This is a genomic window from Ruegeria sp. HKCCD7221, assembly GCF_013031225.1.
Classification (GTDB): Bacteria; Pseudomonadota; Alphaproteobacteria; order Rhodobacterales; family Rhodobacteraceae; genus Ruegeria.
On record NZ_WPZE01000002.1, the window covers coordinates 630,430 to 648,944 of the forward strand.

The following is an 18,515-nucleotide window of genomic DNA, read 5'->3' on the forward strand; positions in this document are numbered from 1 at the left end:
ATTGCTGTGAAAACGCAATGAGAACTATGTCAGGAATGGTTGCGTTCCGGACGCTTTAAGATAGGTGCGCTCCAGCACATTCACGAAAAACCCGCACGGGGTCAGCAGCGCCGTCCAGCGAGAATGTGGCCACATGATCCTGCGTGAATGCGTAGGCTATGCGGTTGTACTCCAACCCATCAAGCACGTTTCCGAAACCCGTATTCGTGACGGTCAAAGAAGTTGCGCCGTCGGATAGAACATGGCGCGATGTAGCAATCTCGATCGGGGACGAGCCTTCAAAACGCATTGCAAACCAAGGGGCCTGTTTCCAAACAGAGTTCGTTTGGGTCACGGTGATTGAATAAAGTGGTTTCGATGGATCGTATGTGAGAAATATTTTCGCCGCGCCGGTCTCGTGCGAAAGCGTGCAAATTGGACCAACTGTTGCATCCCACGCATAGGCAGGCGTGCTAAGGATCAGTGATATCAGAATGGCTCGCATACCTTGAACCTAGCCACAGACTGCGGTTAGGCAAGGCGGTTGAAACAAACAACGCCAAGTGCTGCGACTTTGAGTTGCGTTGTTAACAGTTTAACGCTTCCGTCGCTTCACATTCCCACCTCGTTGCCCCGGTCGACCAGCCGTTGACCTCCCCCGCGATTTCACCGCGTCTTCGGACGCCTTCTCGACCGCCCACTGACGTGCCATGGGGTCGTCGGCGACGGCGAGATCGACGGCTTCCAGACGTTTGATCTCGTCCCGGATATTGGCGGCCTCTTCGAATTCCAGGTTCTCGGCGGCTTTGCGCATTTGCTCACGCAACCCGTCCAGATGGGCCTCGAGGTTGGCGCCGTGCATCGGTTTGTCGATGGTGGCGGTGACGCGGTTCATGTCCACGTCGCCGTCATAAAGCCCGGCCAAAACATCCTCGACGTTTTTCTTCACCGTCTCGGGCGTGATGCCGTGTTCCTCGTTGTAGGCGATCTGCTTGGCGCGGCGGCGGTTGGTCTCGTTCAGGGCGCGCTCCATGGAACCGGTGATCTTGTCGGCATACATGATCACGCGGCCATCGGCGTTGCGCGCGGCGCGGCCGATGGTCTGGATCAGCGAGGTCTCGGACCGCAGGAACCCTTCCTTATCCGCGTCCAAAATGGCGACCAGACCGCATTCGGGAATGTCCAACCCCTCACGCAGCAGGTTGATGCCGACCAGCACGTCAAAGGCCCCAAGCCGCAGGTCGCGCAGGATTTCGATCCGCTCGATCGTGTCGATATCCGAGTGCATGTAGCGGACTTTTATTCCCTGCTCGTGAAGGTATTCGGTCAGGTCCTCAGCCATGCGTTTGGTGAGCGTTGTCACCAGCGTGCGGAATCCATTGGCGGTGACCTTGCGTACCTCATCCAGCAGGTCGTCTACCTGCATCGACACGGGGCGGATTTCGACCTCGGGGTCCAGAAGGCCGGTAGGGCGGATCACCTGTTCAGTGAAGACGCCGCCGGTCTGTTCGATCTCCCACTTGGCAGGGGTTGCCGAGACGAATACGGATTGAGGGCGCATGGCGTCCCATTCCTCGAACTTCAGCGGGCGGTTGTCCATGCAGGACGGCAGGCGGAACCCGTGTTCGGCCAGAGTGAACTTGCGGCGATAGTCCCCCCGGTACATGCCGCCGATCTGCGGGACCGAGACGTGGGATTCGTCGGCAAAGACAATGGCGTTGTCGGGGATGAATTCGAACAGGGTCGGGGGAGGCTCGCCAGGTGCGCGACCGGTCAGATAGCGCGAGTAGTTCTCGATCCCGTTGCAGACGCCGGTTGCTTCGAGCATTTCCAGATCGAAATTGGTGCGCTGTTCCAGACGTTGGGCTTCCAGCAGTTTGCCCTCGCCGACCAGTTGATCCAGCCGGATGCGCAGTTCCTTTTTGATCCCGATGATCGCCTGCTGCATCGTCGGTTTCGGCGTTACGTAGTGCGAGTTTGCATAGACCCGCACCTGTTCCATCGTTGCAGCGCGTTCGCCGGTCAGGGGATCAAACTCGGTGATCTGTTCCAATTCCTCGCCGAAGAACGACAGTTTCCACGCACGGTCCTCAAGATGAGCAGGCCAAATCTCTAGCGAGTCGCCTCGTACCCGAAAGGACCCACGCTGAAACGCCTGGTCATTGCGGCGGTATTGCTGGGCGACCAAGTCAGCCATCACCTGACGCTGGTCATACTCGTGGCCGACTTTCAGATCCTGCGTCATTGCCCCATAGGTCTCGACTGAACCGATGCCGTAGATACAAGAAACCGAGGCCACGATGATAACGTCATCGCGTTCCAGCAGCGCGCGGGTGGCCGAGTGGCGCATCCGGTCGATCTGTTCGTTGATCTGCGATTCTTTCTCGATATAGGTGTCGCTGCGCGGCACGTAGGCCTCGGGCTGGTAGTAGTCATAGTAGGACACGAAATACTCGACCGAGTTTTCAGGGAAGAAGCCCTTGAACTCACCATAAAGCTGCGCAGCCAGTGTCTTGTTGGGCGCAAGGATGATCGCCGGGCGCTGGGTTTCCTCGATCACCTTGGCCATGGTGAAGGTCTTGCCCGTTCCGGTAGCGCCCAGCAGAACCTGATCGCGCTCGCCGTCCATAACGCCGCCCGCCAGCTCTTTGATGGCTGTGGGTTGGTCCCCTGCCGCATTGAATTCAGTGTGCATAACGAACTGTTTGCCGCCTTCCAGTTTCAGGCGCGCGCGGACGTCTTCGGCGGTCAGTTGGGTCTTGTCGGAATGGGCATAAGGCATGGGCGGGCTCCGGATCAGGTCCTTACATTTGTTCTTATTTTGTCCAACTGCAAGACCTGATCCAGATTCTAGTCTCATTACGCGGCTTGAGGCAGGGGAATGGGCGCGACAATTGCCACCTTGTCCCGGAGCGCGCTCTGACGCATAAACGTCCTCAGCCAAGCGAGTACGGAGAGGCGACATGCGCGCACGGATTTACCAGCCTGCAAGGAATGCAATGACTTCGGGAATGGCCAAAACCCGCAAGTGGGTACTGGAGTACGCTCCGGCATCCGCGCGTGAGGTTGATCCGCTGATGGGTTGGACGTCATCCAGTGACACGCAGACACAGGTGCGTTTGAAGTTCGACACCAAAGAAGAGGCGTTGGACTATGCCAAGGATAACGGCATCGACGCGCAGGTCAGCGAGCCGCACAAGCGTAAAGCAAACCTGCGCTCGCGCGGCTATGGTGAGAATTTTGCCACCGACCGGCGCACTCCCTGGACACACTGAGTGATCGACATTCGGCTGGCCGACCCGACTTCACCGGCGCTGCGTCCGGTGGTTCAGGCTCATTTTGCCCACAGTGAAACAGCAGGTCCTGCTGAAAGCAATCACACGATGGATGCCGAAGGGCTGGCAGGGCCGGGAATTCGGTTTTGGGCGATGTATGACGGGGGTCAGGCCGTAGGCTGCGGTGCGTTAAAGGAGCTTCCGGATGGGACGGCCGAAGTCAAATCTGTTCATGTCCTGGCAGAGGCACGGGGGCGGGGACTGGCGCGCATTATGATGACCCGTTTGGCAGAAATCGCTCGGGCCGAGGGCGTGACTGCGTTGGTTCTGGAGACCGGAGCAGACATTCTTCCTGAATATGACGCGGCGCGAAAACTCTATGAGTCGTTGGGTTATTCCTATTGCGGGCCAATCTTTGGCTACAAAGAGGATCCGAACAGCGCCTTCATGCGCTTGGCTCTTGAACCCCGGTCATAAAAACCGCAAGAAGGGCGCAGCGGTCCCGTAGCTCAACTGGATAGAGCAGCTGACTTCTAATCAGCAGGTTGAGGGTTCGAGTCCTTCCGGGATCGCCAACAAATCAATGCCTTATGCTTTTACAAAGAAGAGTGTGACGAAGGTTTGGGTAAATCTTGGGTAAATTGTTTTCTATTTTGTATCAGCACTGACAGATCAACCGCGCTTACATTGGCAAGCTGGGTGCAACCAAGACTGGGTTGATCGGTTCATCATTGCGGCGGCGATCAACCCAGTCTTGGCAGAGCCAGAAAAACTGGGAAGTTAAAGGAAGATCAATTCAAGTTGGCTTAGCATCTACGACAACTCAGGTACGGCGTGCTGGCCTGAATGTGCTGGCTGCGTGGCTATACCCTGTCCCTCCCACTGGGCAGTGACTAGAGTCTTGATACCGCAGAGCTGAAGGAACTGGGGAATTCAGAGCAATTCAATTCGTACCTCAGCTTCAGTTGAGCGGGGCTGTGCCGTTGGGTTGGCTTCAGATGCTGGGTGCGTGGCCTGACCATACACTGTCTCTCGCCACTGGTCCTGCTGCTCTCGCTTGCCAGTGTGTGCCTGCCTCTCCTCTCAGCAATGCCAGTGGTATTCATGCTACCCCTTCTCTTTCAATGTGGTGAGGGCTGGCTTGACGCCGCCCCCTCACCCCAAGGGGGCGGAGGCAAGGCAGGACGACATTGCTTTCTTTCTTCTTCTTCTTCAGGCTGGGCAGTACTGGTTGATCGGTGCGCTTCGCTTGGTTGGTTTAGAACTTCTCCGGGGTGCGTGGCCTTCCCCCTGTGTGTATGGGTGGCCCCCCAAAAATCTAAGTGTGTCCGCTGGTAATAGGGTACCGCAGACTAAAATTGTCACAGGAGTTTCCCCAAAAAAGGCAGTAACTGTCATGGGTTCCTGAATTCAGAGTGAATTCGGGTTCGGGTTATTTGGTGTGCTGCTGGTCCAGTGATTGATTATCGCCTTACCCCGTCGAAGGCGTCTTTCCACTGGGCCTGAGTACCATTTTGAACCTGCGCGGGTTCAGAGAAGAACAAGAGGTATGTGATAAGTGCCACGACGCTGATACCGATGATAGCTTTAGCGTTGGCGATGATAGGGAGTTCTTCGGCTGGTGGTATGGGTTCCGGCATATCGGTACGCCAGTGCTGCCACAGGTGCAGTGGTGCGTTTGGGTCATCGGATGGTGGGGCTTCGCCGTAGTGCATCATTTCTTCCTTTTGGCGTAATGTATCGTTGAGCGGCATTTCGTTGAGCGGAACTGAGTTGTTGCGCGATTGGGTGTGAGGTCTCGATTGCAGGACTGTATACGCTGAACAAATGGTCCTAACTCTAATCAGAACAGCGAGCCATTTTTTTGCGTAAATCCAACAGTAAAGAAGATCGCGATAAATGCGGTAACCGTGATTAGAAGTTTCATGAGCGCGCGCCATTCTTCATTTTCGCTATCTTCTTTCTTCTTATTTTTCGGAAGAAACAGCAGAAGCAATGCGCTGATTGGAACGACACCTAATAGGCTAAAGAACCAGTTTCGGTTTAAGCGATCAACGTGCCATAGGCTGACTATAAATAACAGGATAGTCCCCACAACTATAAGCATGTCATCCGAAGAATGCCAACCCATTGCCGCTACTGGGCTCGCAAGAAGATACGCGATGACAAAGCGCACCCTCTCAGATACGGGTTTCGCAATATTTCTTTCTGAATTTTTCATTGTTGGAACTCTGAGCGTGAAGTGTTGGTTTTTCTTTTGGCGTAGTGAGCGGCGGCTCGGCATTTGGGTGAGCAGAAGCGTGCGGTGGCTCGTTTTGGCGTGAAATCAGTATTGCAATTCTGACATTGCTTTTTTGTATCAGCAATTGGGTGATGGTTTTGGGCGCGGTATCTGCCGCGTTCGGCGCATGTGGCGCTGCATGTGTTGATGCGGTTGCGCATATCGTCTCGCCACATTCCATCGGGATGTCCTGCCACATAGTCTGGATGCGATTGGAGCATCCTGACGGTACGAATAGGCAGGCCAATGGGAACGAAGGTGCCACACACGGCACAGGTTATGTCGTGATTACGGAATGCGGGTCCACGTGTCATGTTACCAAGTCTATAGAGTGTTGAGGGCTATTCAACGCTTATCTGGTAATTACACGAATCCACTATTTACCAAGTAACCGTTTTATTCAGCAGGGCGGCATCCCGTTTCAGGATTTTGAGAACCCGCTGTCTCAGCTTGATTTCATCCCGAATACCAGCGGCGAATGTGTTGAGTGTTTCGACATCGCGGGACACTTTGGTGCGGGACAGCATCGCATCAACGCCCTGCTGGTACACGCGGGCTTTGACGGAAAGGCTTTCCATGACTGCAAACCCGTTTGGGTTTTCTTTCATCACGATTGCTTTTTCGTCGCGATCCATCGCGCGGTATCGCTTGATCAGAGCGATTTCGTCTTTTGTAAGGGCAAGGTCTTTGAAGACTTCGGCCTGTTCGATCCTCATTGGTGATCCGGCAAGTTTCATAGGTAACTCCATCATGAGGACCAGAACAGGACATCTCTCGGTTCGCCGTAGGTACGAAAGTGCTTATTGCAGCGATCACAGCGCCGATGTCCTACGTGCTGTGACGTGAAGACCTTGCTGCACATCAGACAGGTGCGCTTTGCCTTTTGTACAGGCTTCTTGGGGGTCTCTGGCACTTTGCCAGTACGAAGAACGATCATCAGGCGGCGGATTTCTTACCACGCCGCTTCTTTCGTTGATCCATGTACCGCGCCAATCCACCTTGATAGGCCGCGCTGTCACGCGGTTGCTGGTGCCACAGGTTGTTGGTTTCGAGGTGGGTGTGAATTTTCAAACCGTACTCGCCGCCCAGCTTGCCGCGATAGAATTCGATGATCTTCGCAGCGGTGTTTACGTCGCGGAAACTCGTTCCTCCCCTGCAGCCTTCGCCCTTGAGCGCGAGATCGAAGAGATCATTCAGCGCCTGATCAAAGGGTGACTGTGCGTGTGCGACGGGCTGTCGATCCAGACGCGCCCAATACAGTCGCGCGGCATCAGCCAACAGTTCGTGGTATTCAAGGGCCATCTTCGACAGGTCGGACAGGATAGAAAGGACATCTTCCTGCGCAACACGGTACTCACACTCACAGGTGGCGGCATAGGCATCACGCGCGGCTTGCTGAGCGGCTGCGTGGGCCTCCTTTGCCTTGTCTCGCATGTCACGTAACACGATGACCTTGGACAGCTCCTCAGCGCGGCGCTGAGCGGCCCCATCAACGTCCTTCAGATCAACACTCGTGACCTTGGACCCTTCCTCTGCGGCTGTCAGCTTGGCCTCAATCTCGACAATCGCCAATTCTGTATCAGCAACGGACTGAACAGCCTTGTCACGCACTGCGACCAGTTTTTGATATTCGCTGCTCATTTGGATAGGTCTCCTCTGCCAACCGTATTCTTCTGACGCATGCCTTCCGCTGGTCCGGTTCCGAACTTGCGACGGAAGTAAGATGACACAACTTCACGGGCATGAGCCGTGTTTTCGTTGCCGTTCATGGCGGTGTAATCGGACGACTGCATTACATCCTGAATGAACAGGGCTTCACTGTCGCCAGACGCAACCAGATCGGTAAACTTCGGTCCTTCACTCATTCTTCAGTCCTCGCGTATCTGGGCTGCGCAGCGGAACATGCGGCCCCGGTTGTTGTTTGTCTTCAATCTGCGGTTCGATCACCTGTCCGCGCTTCGGTGAGAAGATGCGATCACTCAGAATGGACACATTCTTTGGAGGACGCTTAGGAGGCTGCTTGCGCATCACTCCCCTCCTTTCAGCTTCAGTTTCTTGGTTCTTCGCTTTGCAGCGACGATCTTTTTCCGGTCTTCCCCCGCCGCAGGCTGTCTTGTGTCTGTAGCTCGACAGCCAACACGGTCCTCAGCATCGCGGGCAACGTGATTGGGCGGGGGAGACGGATCGAAGCGTTGGGTGCGCTCCAATCGGGGTGACACTGGCTTAGGATCAGGGCCAGAGGATGCGCCTTGCTGCATAGTCTTGATCCGCATGTCGTGGATCAATTGCTCGTTAAACGAACGATCCCCTTGCTTGCCAGCCACAACAGGTTTACCCATTCCCCTGTTCCACGGATGCATTACGCGGCCTCCGGTGGTTCTGGGTCGCGCATTCTCTGCTTCAACTGTTCATTCTCACGGCGCAGGCGTTCCAGCTCGCTCTCTTCGCTTCCCCAATCAGGGATGTGCGTCGTGCTGCTGTCGATAAACACCATGCCGCTTGGATCGCGCTCACCATCCGTATTGAGGTTGATGCTGATAGAGGGGCGATACCCTTGATCCGGTGGCGGCTCAGCAACGCCAGACCCGTTCATCAGAACGTCGATCAACTTAACCTTCGCCATCAATCCAGTGCGCGGATTACGCGCCTGTTCAACAGCACTCTGTACCAGCTCAGGCAAGGCACCCTGCATTTGTGCCCGTACAAGATCAGCATGCGTCTGCTTGACCTCCGGTAACGACAACCAGCGATACACAGTCGCCAAACTCACACCCAGCTTCTTCGCAATTTCCTTCGCAGGCACATCACAGAAGAACAACATGACCGCCTTTTCGTGGCGCTCGTCTTTCAAAAGAGGCAGCTTATCCATGAGAAAATCATAAGAATTGCCTTCTGTAAAAGCAATGAAATGAGAAGCTATTCTCAAAAATAACCGAATAGTAAGTGCCAGTAATGCCTTGACGTTCTTTATAGAAGGTACCGGGGGGTATTTGGACCCCTCTGACCAGACCCCATACGGGGTTACTGGCTTACTCTCTGGCACTGCTTAGAAGTGTAGAAGGTGTAGAGGGTGTAGAGGGTAAAACGTCGATTTGAGTAGAAATGTAGAGGGTGTAGAGGTGTTTTACATTGTTAGTGCCACTACCCTATAAGTCATTGATTGTATTCAGGATGCCAGAAAGTAGCTACATATCTACTTAAAAAAATCACAAACATAGGAAACAGCCTCTACACCTCTACACCTCTACACTGCCGGGGTGGTGAAAGGGGCGAAGACGCCCCCCTCATACTTTCAGTTCTGCGGTTTCACGTATCGGGATTTCCCCCTGTAATCTCCCGACGAGATTTGCCCTTTACGCACCCATCCCAGCCTTTGCAGGCATTCACCTGCCCTGACTGTCGCGCGATAGTCCATTCTCTCGGGTGTGAGTTGGATTGCTCCGTTGAGAACTTGTGTGGGTGAGACTTGATCCAGCCCTTTGACGTATTCAGCGATCAGCTCAAGCCACGGCTCATCCTGCATTCGCATGGATTGCTGTTTTTGCGCGACAGCCTCCATGTCATCGACAAGCCACCATCGTTCACCTGATTTGAATGCGGCCACTGCTTCTGCCCATAGCTGGTGCTTGATCTCGGCAAGACCACTAATGTCGATTTCGTCTTCGCATCTGAGCGGCAACCATCGCCTGTTTCCGGTTGGGTCGGTCAGGTAGTCGTCTTTGTTGGTCGTGCCGATGAAGATGTTCATTCGCGGCTCTTTGCCATAGTTCGGCTTATAGGGTCTGCGAAAGTCTTCGACCTTACGGGTTATGAACGCTTTCACCTTTTCGGTTTCGGCTTTGGTGGCTTTGAGTTCGCTGAGTTCGATCAGGAAGTGACCCGGCAGATACTGGGACGCTTCCTTTTCGTTGCCTGCCAGATGGGGCAAGTTATCACCAAACCACTCGGACCTTGGGCATAGCACTTCAATCGCCGTGGACTTCTTAGCGCCTTGGGTACCTTCGAAGACTGTGACGGTATCGACCTTGCACCCCGGCTTCATGGCCCGAGCAACAGCGGATATGAGTGTCAGCCGCGAAACCGCTCGCACGTATGTACTATCCTGCACCCCCATATATCTGATGGCCCAAGTGCTGAGCCTTTCGGTTCCGTCCCACTGAAGATTGTTCATGTAGTCTTCGAGCGGGTTGATGGTGAACCCGTCCGCATGAGCAAACAGCGTTGCCTTGACGATCTTTTCAGATGCCTTTGGAAAACCGTTTCGATTGAACCATGAAACGGCTGACACGATGTCGCGATCTTCGAATTCGCGTGGGAATGATGTTGCGGGTTGTCGGCTACCTGCGATTGGCTTCAGTAGAACGTATTGCCTGCTGAACCGGTCGTAGACGATGCAGCCTTTCCAATCATCGTGCATCTCAAACATCAGCTCTGCGTTTGCTGTGTTCCAGACAACTTCATTGCCGCGACCACGCACAAACCTATCTGGTGGGATGCCAAATCTTGGATCGACTTGCTTGCCGTTGCTGTCGATCCCGTCGATACTCTGGACAGGGTTTAGGTTTCTTTCCATGTTGCCTGTCCTTTTGTTGGCGTCCAGTTGGCTACCAGAGCGTCGTTCCAGTCTCGGTTTGGAGGTGGTGACATCACAGCCACCTCCGCGCCGTACCCGCTGTATCGTTCGGCCACTGCATCACGGGCTGCTTCGCCTGCTTTGCCCCAATCGTGCGCGATGTAGAGGCGATCACATTCCGCGTGACAGAAGTCTTCCATCAGGGTTGCGGTACCTCCTGCCCATACGGAAAAGGGATGGTTGATATGTTCAGCCAAATAGACGGAAGCGGCGATGCTGTTCTCAATACCTTCGCCAACCAGAGCGACACCTGATCGTGTTCGATCTGATGCAAGGTGCAGGGCTGTCTTGGCTGCGCATGCCCCGGCGACATACTTTCGATCCTGACTTTTGTTCCAGAACCGATGGGCTGAGCTGCGCAGGTATCCGTTATCGTATTTCCACGCGATGGTTCCGATGCATCCCCACTGCTTGAGGTAGCGAGTGAATGGAAACCAGCGCATGTCATTGGGAAACACATTCATGGCAACTCGGCCGTCTTTATCCAGTGTGACGGGCAGTCCGCGTTTTTCCCATCGCCATAGGTCGCGCATGTTGAGGTCGCGTCCATTGGTCCAAGCGGAGTGTAGGTGTTCGGGCCAGACTATGCCTTTCGGCTTAGAGGATCGCCGCACCCAACCTTCCTTTTGTACAGGCAATGTGCCAGAGCCGAGCCAGTCTGTGATCTCACGGATTGCATCGCCAATGGATACCTTTCGGGCAATCGACCAGAGCTTGATCATGTCGCCGTGTTCACGGGTTTCGAAGTCCATGAAGGTGCCGCTGTCTTCGACAGACAGGCTCCCTTTGTTGCCCCAGCGCAGTTGGCCGTGCCGTTTGATAACGGCGGGCCCCAGCAGATATTCAGCGATGGCAAAGCAGTTGGCCGCAATGACATCGCGTGTTTCGTCGGTGATCATGCTGCGTCTCCGTCATAGAGACCGGCATAAATCTCGCCCATGTTTTCAAGGTAGTGGGTCCACGCATCCAGCGGGATAGCTGACATATGCGGCCCGATTTTAACGATCTTCGGGATTGGGTCGTTGGGATCGGATTGCTTACGCCAGAAGGTGGCGGGTGACATGACGCCGTTCAGGTCGCGGATGCAGTCCGCAGCTCGTCTCATTTTAGCAGGCACAGCTATGGCCTCCCTTGCAGTTGCAGGAAGGTCGTTGACGTTGACCGAAGGCAGTGACCGCTTGGACCTTCTCGGTCGGGTAGTGCCTTCTACGCTGCCCAGCTGCGGCGGGCAGGCCGCTGTATCCTTGGGTCAGGCGGTTAGCTGCTGCTCACCTGCCAAGGCCAGCACGATATGCCTATCCCATTGGGACAGGGCGTCTCGCGCCTCATCAAAGAACGTGTGACGCAGATAGATTGGGGTTGCTGCGTCGTAGTGTCGGTGTCCAAGCACCGCGCGTATGACCTCACGATCCGTACCAAGACGTTGCAGGCCAGTGCCGACTGTTCTGCGCAAGTCATGCTGTCGCCAATCGCTTGTACTGCTGTCGCGCTGGATGCGCTTGGTCAGTTGGCTAAAGCCGCTGTACGGGCGATCACCTGTTGTTGAAACAACGTACTCACCCATGACAGGCAGGCCATTGATCACGGCGAATGCTGACGGGCTGAGCGGTACGTCGCGTGTATCGCCGTTCTTGGTATTGCGCAGTGTGAAGTAGCGTTCATCAAGGTTCACATCGCCCCATTTGAGGTTGGCAATCTCGCCTTGGCGACATCCGGTCAGAAGCAGCAGCTTGATTAGGCTGTCGCCGGGGTTGTTGTGTTGCAGGGCTGTCCAGACTCTTGTCACCTCATTGTCAGACAGAACTCTGTCTCTTGTACTGGCACCAGACTTTGGCTTTTCGACCAGCGCAACGGGATTGGATGCAACAAGACCCTTGGTCTTTACTGCCCAACTAAAAAAGCGGTGCGCATACGAATAGAAACGAGCGGCCTCAACGGGTGATCCACGATCCTGAATGCGCGCTATGGCGGCACGAATATGTTCTGCACCCAACTGACTAATAGACAGGTGTCCGTATGGCTCTGCCAGCTCCCTGCGCAGCGCACGGGCTGGGTTTCGGCCAGAGCGTAGCTTGCTGCAATGCTCTGCTATGTGCAGCTCTACAACCTCACGGACGTTATCATCCAGCAGTGGGTGATCATCATGTGGGTGCCTGCCATCTGCAATCATAGCTTTGTACTGGATGGCTCGTTCACGAGCGCCAGACAATGACAGGTCGGGCCATTCGCCAAAGGTGATTTTGCGGTTCTTGCGATCCGTTCCGGTGCCGAACATGAACTGCAACATCCAGCTCTTTCGGCCTGACTTACTGACGCGCAAGTACAGCCCGTTCTTGCTGTCGGTATACATCCCCGGCTTCGCGGTTCGGATTAGCTTGGTGGTCAGCATTGGGTAAATCTTGGGTAAAGTTAGCTACAGACTTACCAACTATCCTAATGTCTCACACCCAATCATTCAACTGTAAAACAAGGGAAAACGAGGTTGTTCGAAACTTGGTGATACTATTGGTATGCTGACTTCTAATCAGCAGGTTGAGGGTTCGAGTCCTTCCGGGATCGCCATTTTTAGCACCCTCTGAAAAGCCACTGGAAATGGTCAGCCTGCGTATGTCCGTCTGTTGTGCCGAGCATATTTTATCGGGCCAAAATGTACCTTGCGATCAGCAAAATTCCGACAATCGAGGCAATCAATATTTCGGGGTTTTGTTCGAAATATCCGACCCAATAAGACAGGTTTGTGCTACTGCCGCCACTTCGTGAACCCGAGCCCGTAAAAGTGCCCGTCGCTATTCCGTATTCAAACATTGCAACATCCTGGTACTCATAAACTGGACGACACTCTATCACAGATAGCCAAATAAATCCCGTGCACCGTGAAACCTCGCGCATCGGCATTTTGTCACGCAATGCCCAACACCGTATGACACTTAAAAACTCCATGTCGATCACTCCAAATCTCCCCAAACAAAACTGTCGGGGCAATTTGTTCACCTGGGTCGGTTCTCAGTGAAAATTACGGGGATTACCGAGTCCCTTTGACCAGCCCCACCTGAGTTGTCCATTCTGAATGTTAGTGCATGAGTGGCCCGGAGTTCATTGCTCAGGCTGTCCGAGACTGGATTGCAGCGGTCGGGGCCAAGACCGCCTACATCGAGCCAGGGTCACCTTGGGAGAACGGATACTGTGAAAGCTTCAATGTCCGGCTCCGTGATGAACTGCTTGACGGAGAAGTCTTCTACAGCCTGAGGGAGGCAAAATACTAATCGAACAATGGAGGAAACACTACAATACCAAGCGACCGCATAGTGCTTTGGGCTACCGCCCTCCGGCTCCGGACACCATCATCCCGGTGGAACCCAGGCCACTCATGCACTAACATTCAGAATGGACAACTCAGGTGGGGCAGATCACGCGTAAGTTGATCGTCAACGAAGAAAATGGAACCACGAAGGCCGTCGAACTCAGTCCGAGGGACCTGGTCTATGTGCCAGCGCACGCCAAACATACTTTCGAAGGACCGGATGAGATTGTCTTGATGGTGTTTTTCGCGCCGAATTATTCGGGAGATTGATCCCACAGCAGAGAAGACCGTCCGACGACCAAATGCCCCATTTTGCAAGGCTTTTATTTTTTATCAAGAGGTTAGAATGGTGGGTGATGAGAGACTCGAACTCCCGACATCTTCGGTGTAAACGAAGCGCTCTACCAACTGAGCTAATCACCCGTGACGGTGCATGTAGCCAAGCCAGCGCGCGGGTGCAAGAGGGTCTTGCATAATTTCTTTCTCAGATTTCGGATCAGTCCGCCATCTCGTTCAAAACGGTCAGCAACTGCGCCACTTCCTGTTCGGTATTGTAGTGGCAGAGCGAGATACGGATACAGTCGCTTAAGCCCAGTGGTGTCAGTACATTGCCGCTATAGTGGTCGGCCTTTCTGATGTGGGTACGGATACCTTCCTGATTCAGTCGCGTCACGACTTGGGCGGAGGGTGTGTCGCGCACAACGATTGAGACCAGCCCTTCCCGCGCTGGGTTGTCCGCACCAGCCAGAATCGTGATGTGATCCATGTCTCGCAGGCCGGGCAGGTTGCCGGTGCCGTTGATCATCGCGTCGGTCAGGTGGGTTTCATAGGCGTGAATGGCGCGACCCGCAGCCTCAATCCGGGTGCGTCGATCTGATTCTTCCGAGACCTGAGTCCCCAGCCAATCAAAATAGGCCACAACATCGGACATCGTTGCGTAAGACCCGGTGTCGCGGGTTCCGAACTCCCACCCCTCTGATGGGGCGTCGATCAATTGATCATGGGGCAGGGCGGTCAAACGGTCTGAAATCCATGCAATTCCGTAGCCGTGGCGAGAAAACACTTTGTAAGGCGAAATCGCATAGCCATCGACGCGGTAGCCGTCGATGTCCAACTGCCCATGCGCCGCGTGTTGAATGCCATCGACGATGATGAAACAGTCGGGTGAGATGTCACGTATAGCCCGCGCGATGGCCGCGACGTCCATGCCCATGCCGGTAACGGGCGACGCGTGAACGATCGTTGCGACGCGCACATCCGGCGTCAGGGCTGCGCGGTAATCTTCGGCTGTGACCAAACCCGTTTCGTCATCATGCTGCACGTTGACGTAGTCCAACCCCGCAATCGCGGCCCAGCGTCGTGCGGCGCTACGGCTTGCGGGGTGTTCGATCGAGCTGCCGATCACTTTGCTGCCCTTGGGTGCGTTGACACAGGCCGTTCGGATCATTCGGAACAACAACTCAGTTCCGCTTTCACCGACAAAGAATTGCCCTGTCGAGGCGTTCATGAATACTGACAAATCGGCCTTTGCGGTGTTGATGATGCCCACAAGCGCATGGCTGGCTATGTTGTCTCGTCCCTGATTGTCAGGGATTGCGGCGAATTTGGCCGAGGTTTCAACGACCGAGTTCAGAGTAAGAGCCCCACCTGCGTTCTCGAAAAAAATGCGGGGGCCTTGAAAGGGGCAGGCATCGACATGGGCAAAGCGTGAACGAATGGCGTCGATCAGACCGGGTGAAGTGTGCAGCATGGTGGACGTCCTGTTCCTGAGTTGATTGCAGCATCCATCTGTGAAGGGTCTGGATCAATATCGTTTGCGACATTGGTCGCAAACCAACTGACGGAAATGGCGATGCTGTGCATTTTTCTTTCAATATCTGCCTGATATGCGGCTGCGTTCCGCAAAGGCGCTTGCGTGCCCCCGGTTGCCTCAGATATCCCCGAAGGGACTGAAACGATGCCAACGAAAAGGATATGCTCCTGTCACGTGCCCGCCGCGTATTGATTGCGGCCCTCGTTCTGGTGGGGTCGCTGCAGGGTCCGCTGCGGGCGGAAGCGGAAGGCGTATTGGTATTTGCCGCCGCCAGCCTCAAAACCGCGCTGGATGAGATCTCGCCCGCGTTTGAACAGCAATCCGGACAGGAGGTTACCATCTCGTACGCAGCATCGTCCGTTTTGGCCCGGCAGATACAGCTTGGGGCCCCCGCGGATTTATTCATTTCCGCCAACGCGGACTGGATGGATGTCCTGCAGGAACAGGGATTGATAGATGAGGCCTCTCGTGTCGATCTCTTGGGGAACGGGCTTGTCCTGATTGCTGGTGGTGACGCAATCACAATCGGCGAAATGAGGCCGGATGTCGATCTGCAGGCTGCACTGGATGGGCGGCATCTGGCTATGGCGCTGGTGGATGCTGTGCCCGCTGGGATCTATGGCAAAGCGGCGCTGCAAAGCCTGGGTCAATGGAGCCGCGTTCAAAATCAGGTCGCGCAAACAGACAATGTCCGAGCCGCGCTTGCGCTGGTTGCAACCGGGGCGGCGCCTTTGGGAATTGTCTACCGGTCCGACGCCAAGGTTGAAGATCGTGTCCAAGTCGTTGCGACCTTTTCACCGGACCTGCATCCGCCGATCATTTACCCTGCGGCAGCGATCTTGCCAGCATCCGCCGGGGCCAAAGCTTTTCTTGCCCATCTCAACTCGGAAGCGGCGCGCCTTGTGTTTGCAGAGCAGGGGTTTGCCCTGCCGGGTGGATAACGCATGGGATGGCTAGGGCCGGAAGAGCTTGAGGCGCTGAAGCTATCCTTGCGTGTGTCCTTCTGGGCCACGTTGGTCACGCTGCCTTTTGGCATCTTTGTTGCCTATGCCTTGGCCCGCTGGCGGTTTCCCGGTCGGCAGGTTCTGAACGGGCTGGTGCATTTGCCTTTGATCTTGCCGCCAGTCGTCACAGGGTATCTGTTACTCATTACATTTGGCATTCAGGGGCCTTTGGGCAGGCTGTTGGCGGAATTCGGTATCGTTGTGGCCTTTCGCTGGACCGGAGCAGCGCTGGCCGCTGGGATCATGGCGTTTCCGTTAATGGTTCGGGCGATCCGGCTGTCGATCGAGGCTGTGGACCCCAAACTTGAACAGGCAGGGGCCACACTGGGAGCGTCGCGCCCGCTGGTTTTTGCAACCGTAACGTTGCCAATGATCCTGCCGGGCGTGATCGCCGGGGCGATACTGGCCTTTGCCAAAGCGATGGGGGAATTCGGGGCGACCATCACGTTCGTCTCGAACATTCCGGGTCAGACCCAGACCCTGCCCTCGGCCGTTTACGCATTCCTGCAAGTGCCGGGGGGTGAAGCTGCCGCGACAAGGTTGGTCGTGATCTCGATCGTGATCGCGATGGGCGCTTTGCTGTTGTCAGAATTCATAGGGCGTCGGGTCGCTGCACGGGTGGCCGGATCATGAGTCTTTCTGTACGCCTGCAACACGATCTGCCAGACATCAGACTGGACATTAGCTTTGAGGCCCCGCCCGGGGTGACGGTGTTATTCGGGCGATCCGGGGCGGGTAAAACCACGGTGGTAAATGCGGTCGCGGGTTTGTTGCGCCCGTCGGCAGGTCGCGTCGCGATCGATGATTGGGAGTTGTTCGACACCGAGCGTGGCCTGTGGCTGCCGCCGCATAAACGACGGCTTGGCTATATCTTTCAGGAAGGGCGCCTGTTTCCGCATCTCACAGTTCGTCAGAACCTATTCTTCGGGCGATGGTTTGCGCCCAGAAGGGCCCGCAGGGAAAGCCCGGAGAAGGTAATCGAAATGCTGGGGGTCGGGCATCTTCTGGATCGCAGACCAGCGGGTCTTTCGGGCGGTGAAAAGCAACGTGTTGCGATTGGGCGCGCATTGCTGGCCAGCCCGCGTCTGATCCTGGCAGATGAGCCTCTGGCAGCGCTGGACGATGCGCGCAAATCCGAAATCCTTCCGTATTTTGAGCGGCTTCGGGATGAAGTGTCCGTTCCAATTCTGTATGTCACACATTCGGCGGCCGAGGTCGCGCGCCTCGCCACTTCGGTGGTGGCTTTGCAAGACGGCAAAGCCGTACGCCATGGTCCCGCGTCCGAGGTGTTGGCCGACCCGTCGGTTGCGCCAGCAGGTGTCAGATCCGTCGGTGCGGTGCTGCAGGTCCGCGTGGCCAAGCACCATGAAGACGGGCTGACCGAACTGGATGCAGGTGGCACCAGTCTGTTTCTACCGCTTATCCCTCATCAGATCGGAGCCAGTCTGCGTATCCGCATTCCGGCCCAAGAGGTCATCCTGTCCAGCAAACGCCCCGAGGGGCTTTCTGCTTTGAACATGCTTGAGGGTACGGTTGAGACGATCCGGGCAGGTGAGGGGCCGGGCGCAATTGTTTCCATAAAAACCAAGGCTGGGTCGGTTCTGGCAAGGATTACCCGCCGCTCGGTCACATCCTTGGGGCTGGAGCCCGGTCGGGTTTGTTATGCGGTGATCAAAACCGTCGCTTTGGCCCCGCAGGATGTAGGCGGGCGTCTGAGCAATTATTAGGCCACCGGCCCTTCTTGCGTTGTGATCGGGATTCTTTACTCGGTCTCTTTGTTTGCTATGGTTCTGGTCAGGTTTTTCACGGGATTTTTGTTATGCGAAATTGGAAGCTACCATTTTTGGCTTTGTTGATTGCCCTGCCGGGACTCGCGCAGGCAGTCGGTTTCGGGATCGGCGCGTATCCGGCGTTCAGAACCACGGTTACACCCCTGAAGAACGGTATTTATCAGGTTTCCACTACCGGTTCTTCGGCGCCGGTTGCGTATTGGTGTGGTATTGGCGACTTTGCCATTCGCACCCTCAGAACCAAGGCCTCCCAGCGCATCTACATCACCCGGGCCTACGAGAAACAGACGAGGACCGTGCAATTCTCGCTGACCCCGCCCGACGGGGTCGATACCACTCCGGGTTACTCGGTCACGGTCAAGCGCGTCGGTGAAAACATGTCCGCCGGATCCGCGCAGGGGTATTGTTATGACAATTTCATGGATTTCGGGTTCTGATC

Annotated in this window: 22 protein-coding genes, 3 tRNA genes and 1 pseudogene; 9 read left to right on the top strand and 17 right to left on the bottom strand. The window is 55.4% G+C overall.

The features are described 5' to 3' along the window. Positions 1 to 55: 55 nt before the first annotated feature. On the bottom strand, positions 56 to 484 hold the full coding sequence (locus tag GOX73_RS08830; protein WP_171122407.1) for a hypothetical protein: 429 nt from the start codon (positions 482 to 484) through the stop codon (positions 56 to 58). 90 nt (positions 485 to 574) lie between these two features. Then, entirely contained in the window at positions 575 to 2,761 is a 2,187-nt protein-coding gene (gene uvrB, locus GOX73_RS08835; RefSeq protein ID WP_171124615.1) for an excinuclease ABC subunit UvrB, read from the bottom strand. A 181-nt stretch (positions 2,762 to 2,942) separates the two neighbouring features. Between uvrB and GOX73_RS08840 the strand changes: the two genes are divergently transcribed. The 3 genes from GOX73_RS08840 to GOX73_RS08850 all read left to right on the top strand — a co-directional run bounded on the left by GOX73_RS08840 (position 2,943) and on the right by GOX73_RS08850 (position 3,829). Continuing rightward, complete coding sequence (locus GOX73_RS08840) at positions 2,943 to 3,254, top strand: ETC complex I subunit (RefSeq protein ID WP_171122403.1); 312 nt, start codon at positions 2,943 to 2,945, stop codon at positions 3,252 to 3,254. After that, positions 3,255 to 3,731 (top strand): GNAT family N-acetyltransferase, encoded by a 477-nt coding sequence (locus tag GOX73_RS08845; RefSeq protein WP_171124617.1) that lies wholly within the window; start codon positions 3,255 to 3,257, stop codon positions 3,729 to 3,731. It abuts the gene before it with no gap. A gap of 21 nt (positions 3,732 to 3,752) precedes the next feature. Beyond that, positions 3,753 to 3,829 (top strand) — tRNA-Arg (locus GOX73_RS08850). Positions 3,830 to 4,717: 888 nt separating this feature from the next. Here GOX73_RS08850 and GOX73_RS08855 read toward each other — a convergent pair. From GOX73_RS08855 to GOX73_RS08910, 12 genes are all read right to left on the bottom strand, one after another. Further along, a complete protein-coding gene (locus tag GOX73_RS08855; RefSeq protein ID WP_171134861.1) occupies positions 4,718 to 5,008 on the bottom strand; it encodes a hypothetical protein in 291 nt (96 codons plus the stop codon). An 89-nt stretch (positions 5,009 to 5,097) separates the two neighbouring features. Then, on the bottom strand, positions 5,098 to 5,475 hold the full coding sequence (locus tag GOX73_RS08860; protein ID WP_171134862.1) for a hypothetical protein: 378 nt from the start codon (positions 5,473 to 5,475) through the stop codon (positions 5,098 to 5,100). After that, positions 5,435 to 5,734: a hypothetical protein gene (locus GOX73_RS08865; protein WP_171134863.1), complete on the bottom strand. Its 300-nt coding sequence runs from the start codon at positions 5,732 to 5,734 to the stop codon at positions 5,435 to 5,437. The genes GOX73_RS08860 and GOX73_RS08865 overlap by 41 nt, the downstream gene beginning before the upstream one ends. 181 nt (positions 5,735 to 5,915) lie before the next feature. Then, entirely contained in the window at positions 5,916 to 6,272 is a 357-nt protein-coding gene (locus GOX73_RS08870; RefSeq protein ID WP_171134864.1) for a hypothetical protein, read from the bottom strand. Positions 6,273 to 6,471: 199 nt separating this feature from the next. Then, positions 6,472 to 7,176 carry a hypothetical protein gene (locus GOX73_RS08875; RefSeq protein ID WP_171134865.1) on the bottom strand — a complete coding sequence of 235 codons (705 nt, stop codon included), beginning with the start codon at positions 7,174 to 7,176 and terminating at the stop codon, positions 6,472 to 6,474. Beyond that, complete coding sequence (locus GOX73_RS08880) at positions 7,173 to 7,400, bottom strand: hypothetical protein (RefSeq protein ID WP_171134866.1); 228 nt, start codon at positions 7,398 to 7,400, stop codon at positions 7,173 to 7,175. Before GOX73_RS08880 ends, GOX73_RS08875 begins: the two co-directional genes overlap by 4 nt. Continuing rightward, complete coding sequence (locus GOX73_RS08885; protein ID WP_171134867.1) at positions 7,393 to 7,563, bottom strand: hypothetical protein; 171 nt, start codon at positions 7,561 to 7,563, stop codon at positions 7,393 to 7,395. The genes GOX73_RS08880 and GOX73_RS08885 overlap by 8 nt, the downstream gene beginning before the upstream one ends. A gap of 331 nt (positions 7,564 to 7,894) precedes the next feature. Then, entirely contained in the window at positions 7,895 to 8,404 is a 510-nt protein-coding gene (locus GOX73_RS08890) for a helix-turn-helix domain-containing protein (RefSeq protein WP_171134868.1), read from the bottom strand. A 423-nt stretch (positions 8,405 to 8,827) separates the two neighbouring features. Next, positions 8,828 to 10,108, bottom strand: coding sequence for a virulence-associated E family protein (locus GOX73_RS08895; protein ID WP_171134869.1), 1,281 nt, complete (start codon positions 10,106 to 10,108; stop codon positions 8,828 to 8,830). Further along, the gene (locus GOX73_RS08900; RefSeq protein WP_171134870.1) at positions 10,093 to 11,067 is read right to left on the bottom strand and encodes a toprim domain-containing protein; all 975 of its coding nucleotides are present in this window, start codon (positions 11,065 to 11,067) and stop codon (positions 10,093 to 10,095) included. The genes GOX73_RS08895 and GOX73_RS08900 overlap by 16 nt, the downstream gene beginning before the upstream one ends. Then, entirely contained in the window at positions 11,064 to 11,273 is a 210-nt protein-coding gene (locus GOX73_RS08905) for a hypothetical protein (protein WP_171134871.1), read from the bottom strand. Before GOX73_RS08905 ends, GOX73_RS08900 begins: the two co-directional genes overlap by 4 nt. A gap of 144 nt (positions 11,274 to 11,417) precedes the next feature. Next, positions 11,418 to 12,557, bottom strand: coding sequence for a tyrosine-type recombinase/integrase (locus GOX73_RS08910; RefSeq protein ID WP_171134872.1), 1,140 nt, complete (start codon positions 12,555 to 12,557; stop codon positions 11,418 to 11,420). Positions 12,558 to 12,664: 107 nt separating this feature from the next. On the opposite strand from GOX73_RS08910, the gene GOX73_RS08915 reads away from it, so the two are divergent. Continuing rightward, positions 12,665 to 12,730, top strand: a tRNA-OTHER gene (locus GOX73_RS08915). 72 nt (positions 12,731 to 12,802) lie between these two features. Here GOX73_RS08915 and GOX73_RS08920 read toward each other — a convergent pair. Then, entirely contained in the window at positions 12,803 to 12,973 is a 171-nt protein-coding gene (locus GOX73_RS08920; RefSeq protein WP_171124619.1) for a hypothetical protein, read from the bottom strand. Positions 12,974 to 13,248: 275 nt separating this feature from the next. On the opposite strand from GOX73_RS08920, the pseudogene GOX73_RS08925 reads away from it, so the two are divergent. Further along, positions 13,249 to 13,544: pseudogene (locus GOX73_RS08925) on the top strand (transposase); the annotation flags it as partial. Positions 13,545 to 13,816: 272 nt separating this feature from the next. Here GOX73_RS08925 and GOX73_RS08930 read toward each other — a convergent pair. After that, positions 13,817 to 13,892: transfer RNA gene (locus GOX73_RS08930), tRNA-Val, on the bottom strand. A 73-nt stretch (positions 13,893 to 13,965) separates the two neighbouring features. Then, the gene (locus tag GOX73_RS08935; RefSeq protein ID WP_171124621.1) at positions 13,966 to 15,219 is read right to left on the bottom strand and encodes an aminotransferase class V-fold PLP-dependent enzyme; all 1,254 of its coding nucleotides are present in this window, start codon (positions 15,217 to 15,219) and stop codon (positions 13,966 to 13,968) included. A gap of 224 nt (positions 15,220 to 15,443) precedes the next feature. Here GOX73_RS08935 and modA point away from each other — a divergent pair, with 224 nt between their 5' ends. The 4 genes from modA (at position 15,444) to GOX73_RS08955 (ending at position 18,513) form a co-directional block, all read left to right on the top strand. After that, positions 15,444 to 16,223, top strand: a complete 780-nt coding sequence (gene modA, locus GOX73_RS08940) for a molybdate ABC transporter substrate-binding protein (RefSeq protein WP_171124623.1) — start codon at positions 15,444 to 15,446, stop codon at positions 16,221 to 16,223. Between the two features lie 3 nt (positions 16,224 to 16,226). After that, entirely contained in the window at positions 16,227 to 16,919 is a 693-nt protein-coding gene (gene modB / locus GOX73_RS08945) for a molybdate ABC transporter permease subunit (protein WP_171124625.1), read from the top strand. Then, the gene (gene modC / locus GOX73_RS08950; RefSeq protein ID WP_171124627.1) at positions 16,916 to 18,013 is read left to right on the top strand and encodes a molybdenum ABC transporter ATP-binding protein; all 1,098 of its coding nucleotides are present in this window, start codon (positions 16,916 to 16,918) and stop codon (positions 18,011 to 18,013) included. Before modB ends, modC begins: the two co-directional genes overlap by 4 nt. Positions 18,014 to 18,105: 92 nt before the next feature. Beyond that, positions 18,106 to 18,513 (top strand): hypothetical protein, encoded by a 408-nt coding sequence (locus GOX73_RS08955; RefSeq protein WP_171124629.1) that lies wholly within the window; start codon positions 18,106 to 18,108, stop codon positions 18,511 to 18,513. Positions 18,514 to 18,515: the final 2 nt, after the last annotated feature.

Coding starts and splice junctions, on each gene's coding strand:
- GOX73_RS08830 (WP_171122407.1), bottom strand. CDS start 484: ATGCGAGCCATTCTGATATCACTGATCCTTAGCACGCCTGCCTATGCG.
- uvrB (WP_171124615.1), bottom strand. CDS start 2,761: ATGCCTTATGCCCATTCCGACAAGACCCAACTGACCGCCGAAGACGTC.
- GOX73_RS08840 (WP_171122403.1), top strand. CDS start 2,943: ATGCGCGCACGGATTTACCAGCCTGCAAGGAATGCAATGACTTCGGGA.
- GOX73_RS08855 (WP_171134861.1), bottom strand. CDS start 5,008: ATGCCGCTCAACGATACATTACGCCAAAAGGAAGAAATGATGCACTAC.
- GOX73_RS08860 (WP_171134862.1), bottom strand. CDS start 5,475: ATGAAAAATTCAGAAAGAAATATTGCGAAACCCGTATCTGAGAGGGTG.
- GOX73_RS08865 (WP_171134863.1), bottom strand. CDS start 5,734: ATGTGGCAGGACATCCCGATGGAATGTGGCGAGACGATATGCGCAACC.
- GOX73_RS08870 (WP_171134864.1), bottom strand. CDS start 6,272: ATGAAACTTGCCGGATCACCAATGAGGATCGAACAGGCCGAAGTCTTC.
- GOX73_RS08875 (WP_171134865.1), bottom strand. CDS start 7,176: ATGAGCAGCGAATATCAAAAACTGGTCGCAGTGCGTGACAAGGCTGTT.
- GOX73_RS08880 (WP_171134866.1), bottom strand. CDS start 7,400: ATGAGTGAAGGACCGAAGTTTACCGATCTGGTTGCGTCTGGCGACAGT.
- GOX73_RS08885 (WP_171134867.1), bottom strand. CDS start 7,563: ATGCGCAAGCAGCCTCCTAAGCGTCCTCCAAAGAATGTGTCCATTCTG.
- GOX73_RS08890 (WP_171134868.1), bottom strand. CDS start 8,404: ATGGATAAGCTGCCTCTTTTGAAAGACGAGCGCCACGAAAAGGCGGTC.
- GOX73_RS08895 (WP_171134869.1), bottom strand. CDS start 10,108: ATGGAAAGAAACCTAAACCCTGTCCAGAGTATCGACGGGATCGACAGC.
- GOX73_RS08900 (WP_171134870.1), bottom strand. CDS start 11,067: ATGATCACCGACGAAACACGCGATGTCATTGCGGCCAACTGCTTTGCC.
- GOX73_RS08905 (WP_171134871.1), bottom strand. CDS start 11,273: ATGAGACGAGCTGCGGACTGCATCCGCGACCTGAACGGCGTCATGTCA.
- GOX73_RS08910 (WP_171134872.1), bottom strand. CDS start 12,557: ATGCTGACCACCAAGCTAATCCGAACCGCGAAGCCGGGGATGTATACC.
- GOX73_RS08920 (WP_171124619.1), bottom strand. CDS start 12,973: ATGTTTGAATACGGAATAGCGACGGGCACTTTTACGGGCTCGGGTTCA.
- GOX73_RS08935 (WP_171124621.1), bottom strand. CDS start 15,219: ATGCTGCACACTTCACCCGGTCTGATCGACGCCATTCGTTCACGCTTT.
- modA (WP_171124623.1), top strand. CDS start 15,444: ATGCTCCTGTCACGTGCCCGCCGCGTATTGATTGCGGCCCTCGTTCTG.
- modB (WP_171124625.1), top strand. CDS start 16,227: ATGGGATGGCTAGGGCCGGAAGAGCTTGAGGCGCTGAAGCTATCCTTG.
- modC (WP_171124627.1), top strand. CDS start 16,916: ATGAGTCTTTCTGTACGCCTGCAACACGATCTGCCAGACATCAGACTG.
- GOX73_RS08955 (WP_171124629.1), top strand. CDS start 18,106: ATGCGAAATTGGAAGCTACCATTTTTGGCTTTGTTGATTGCCCTGCCG.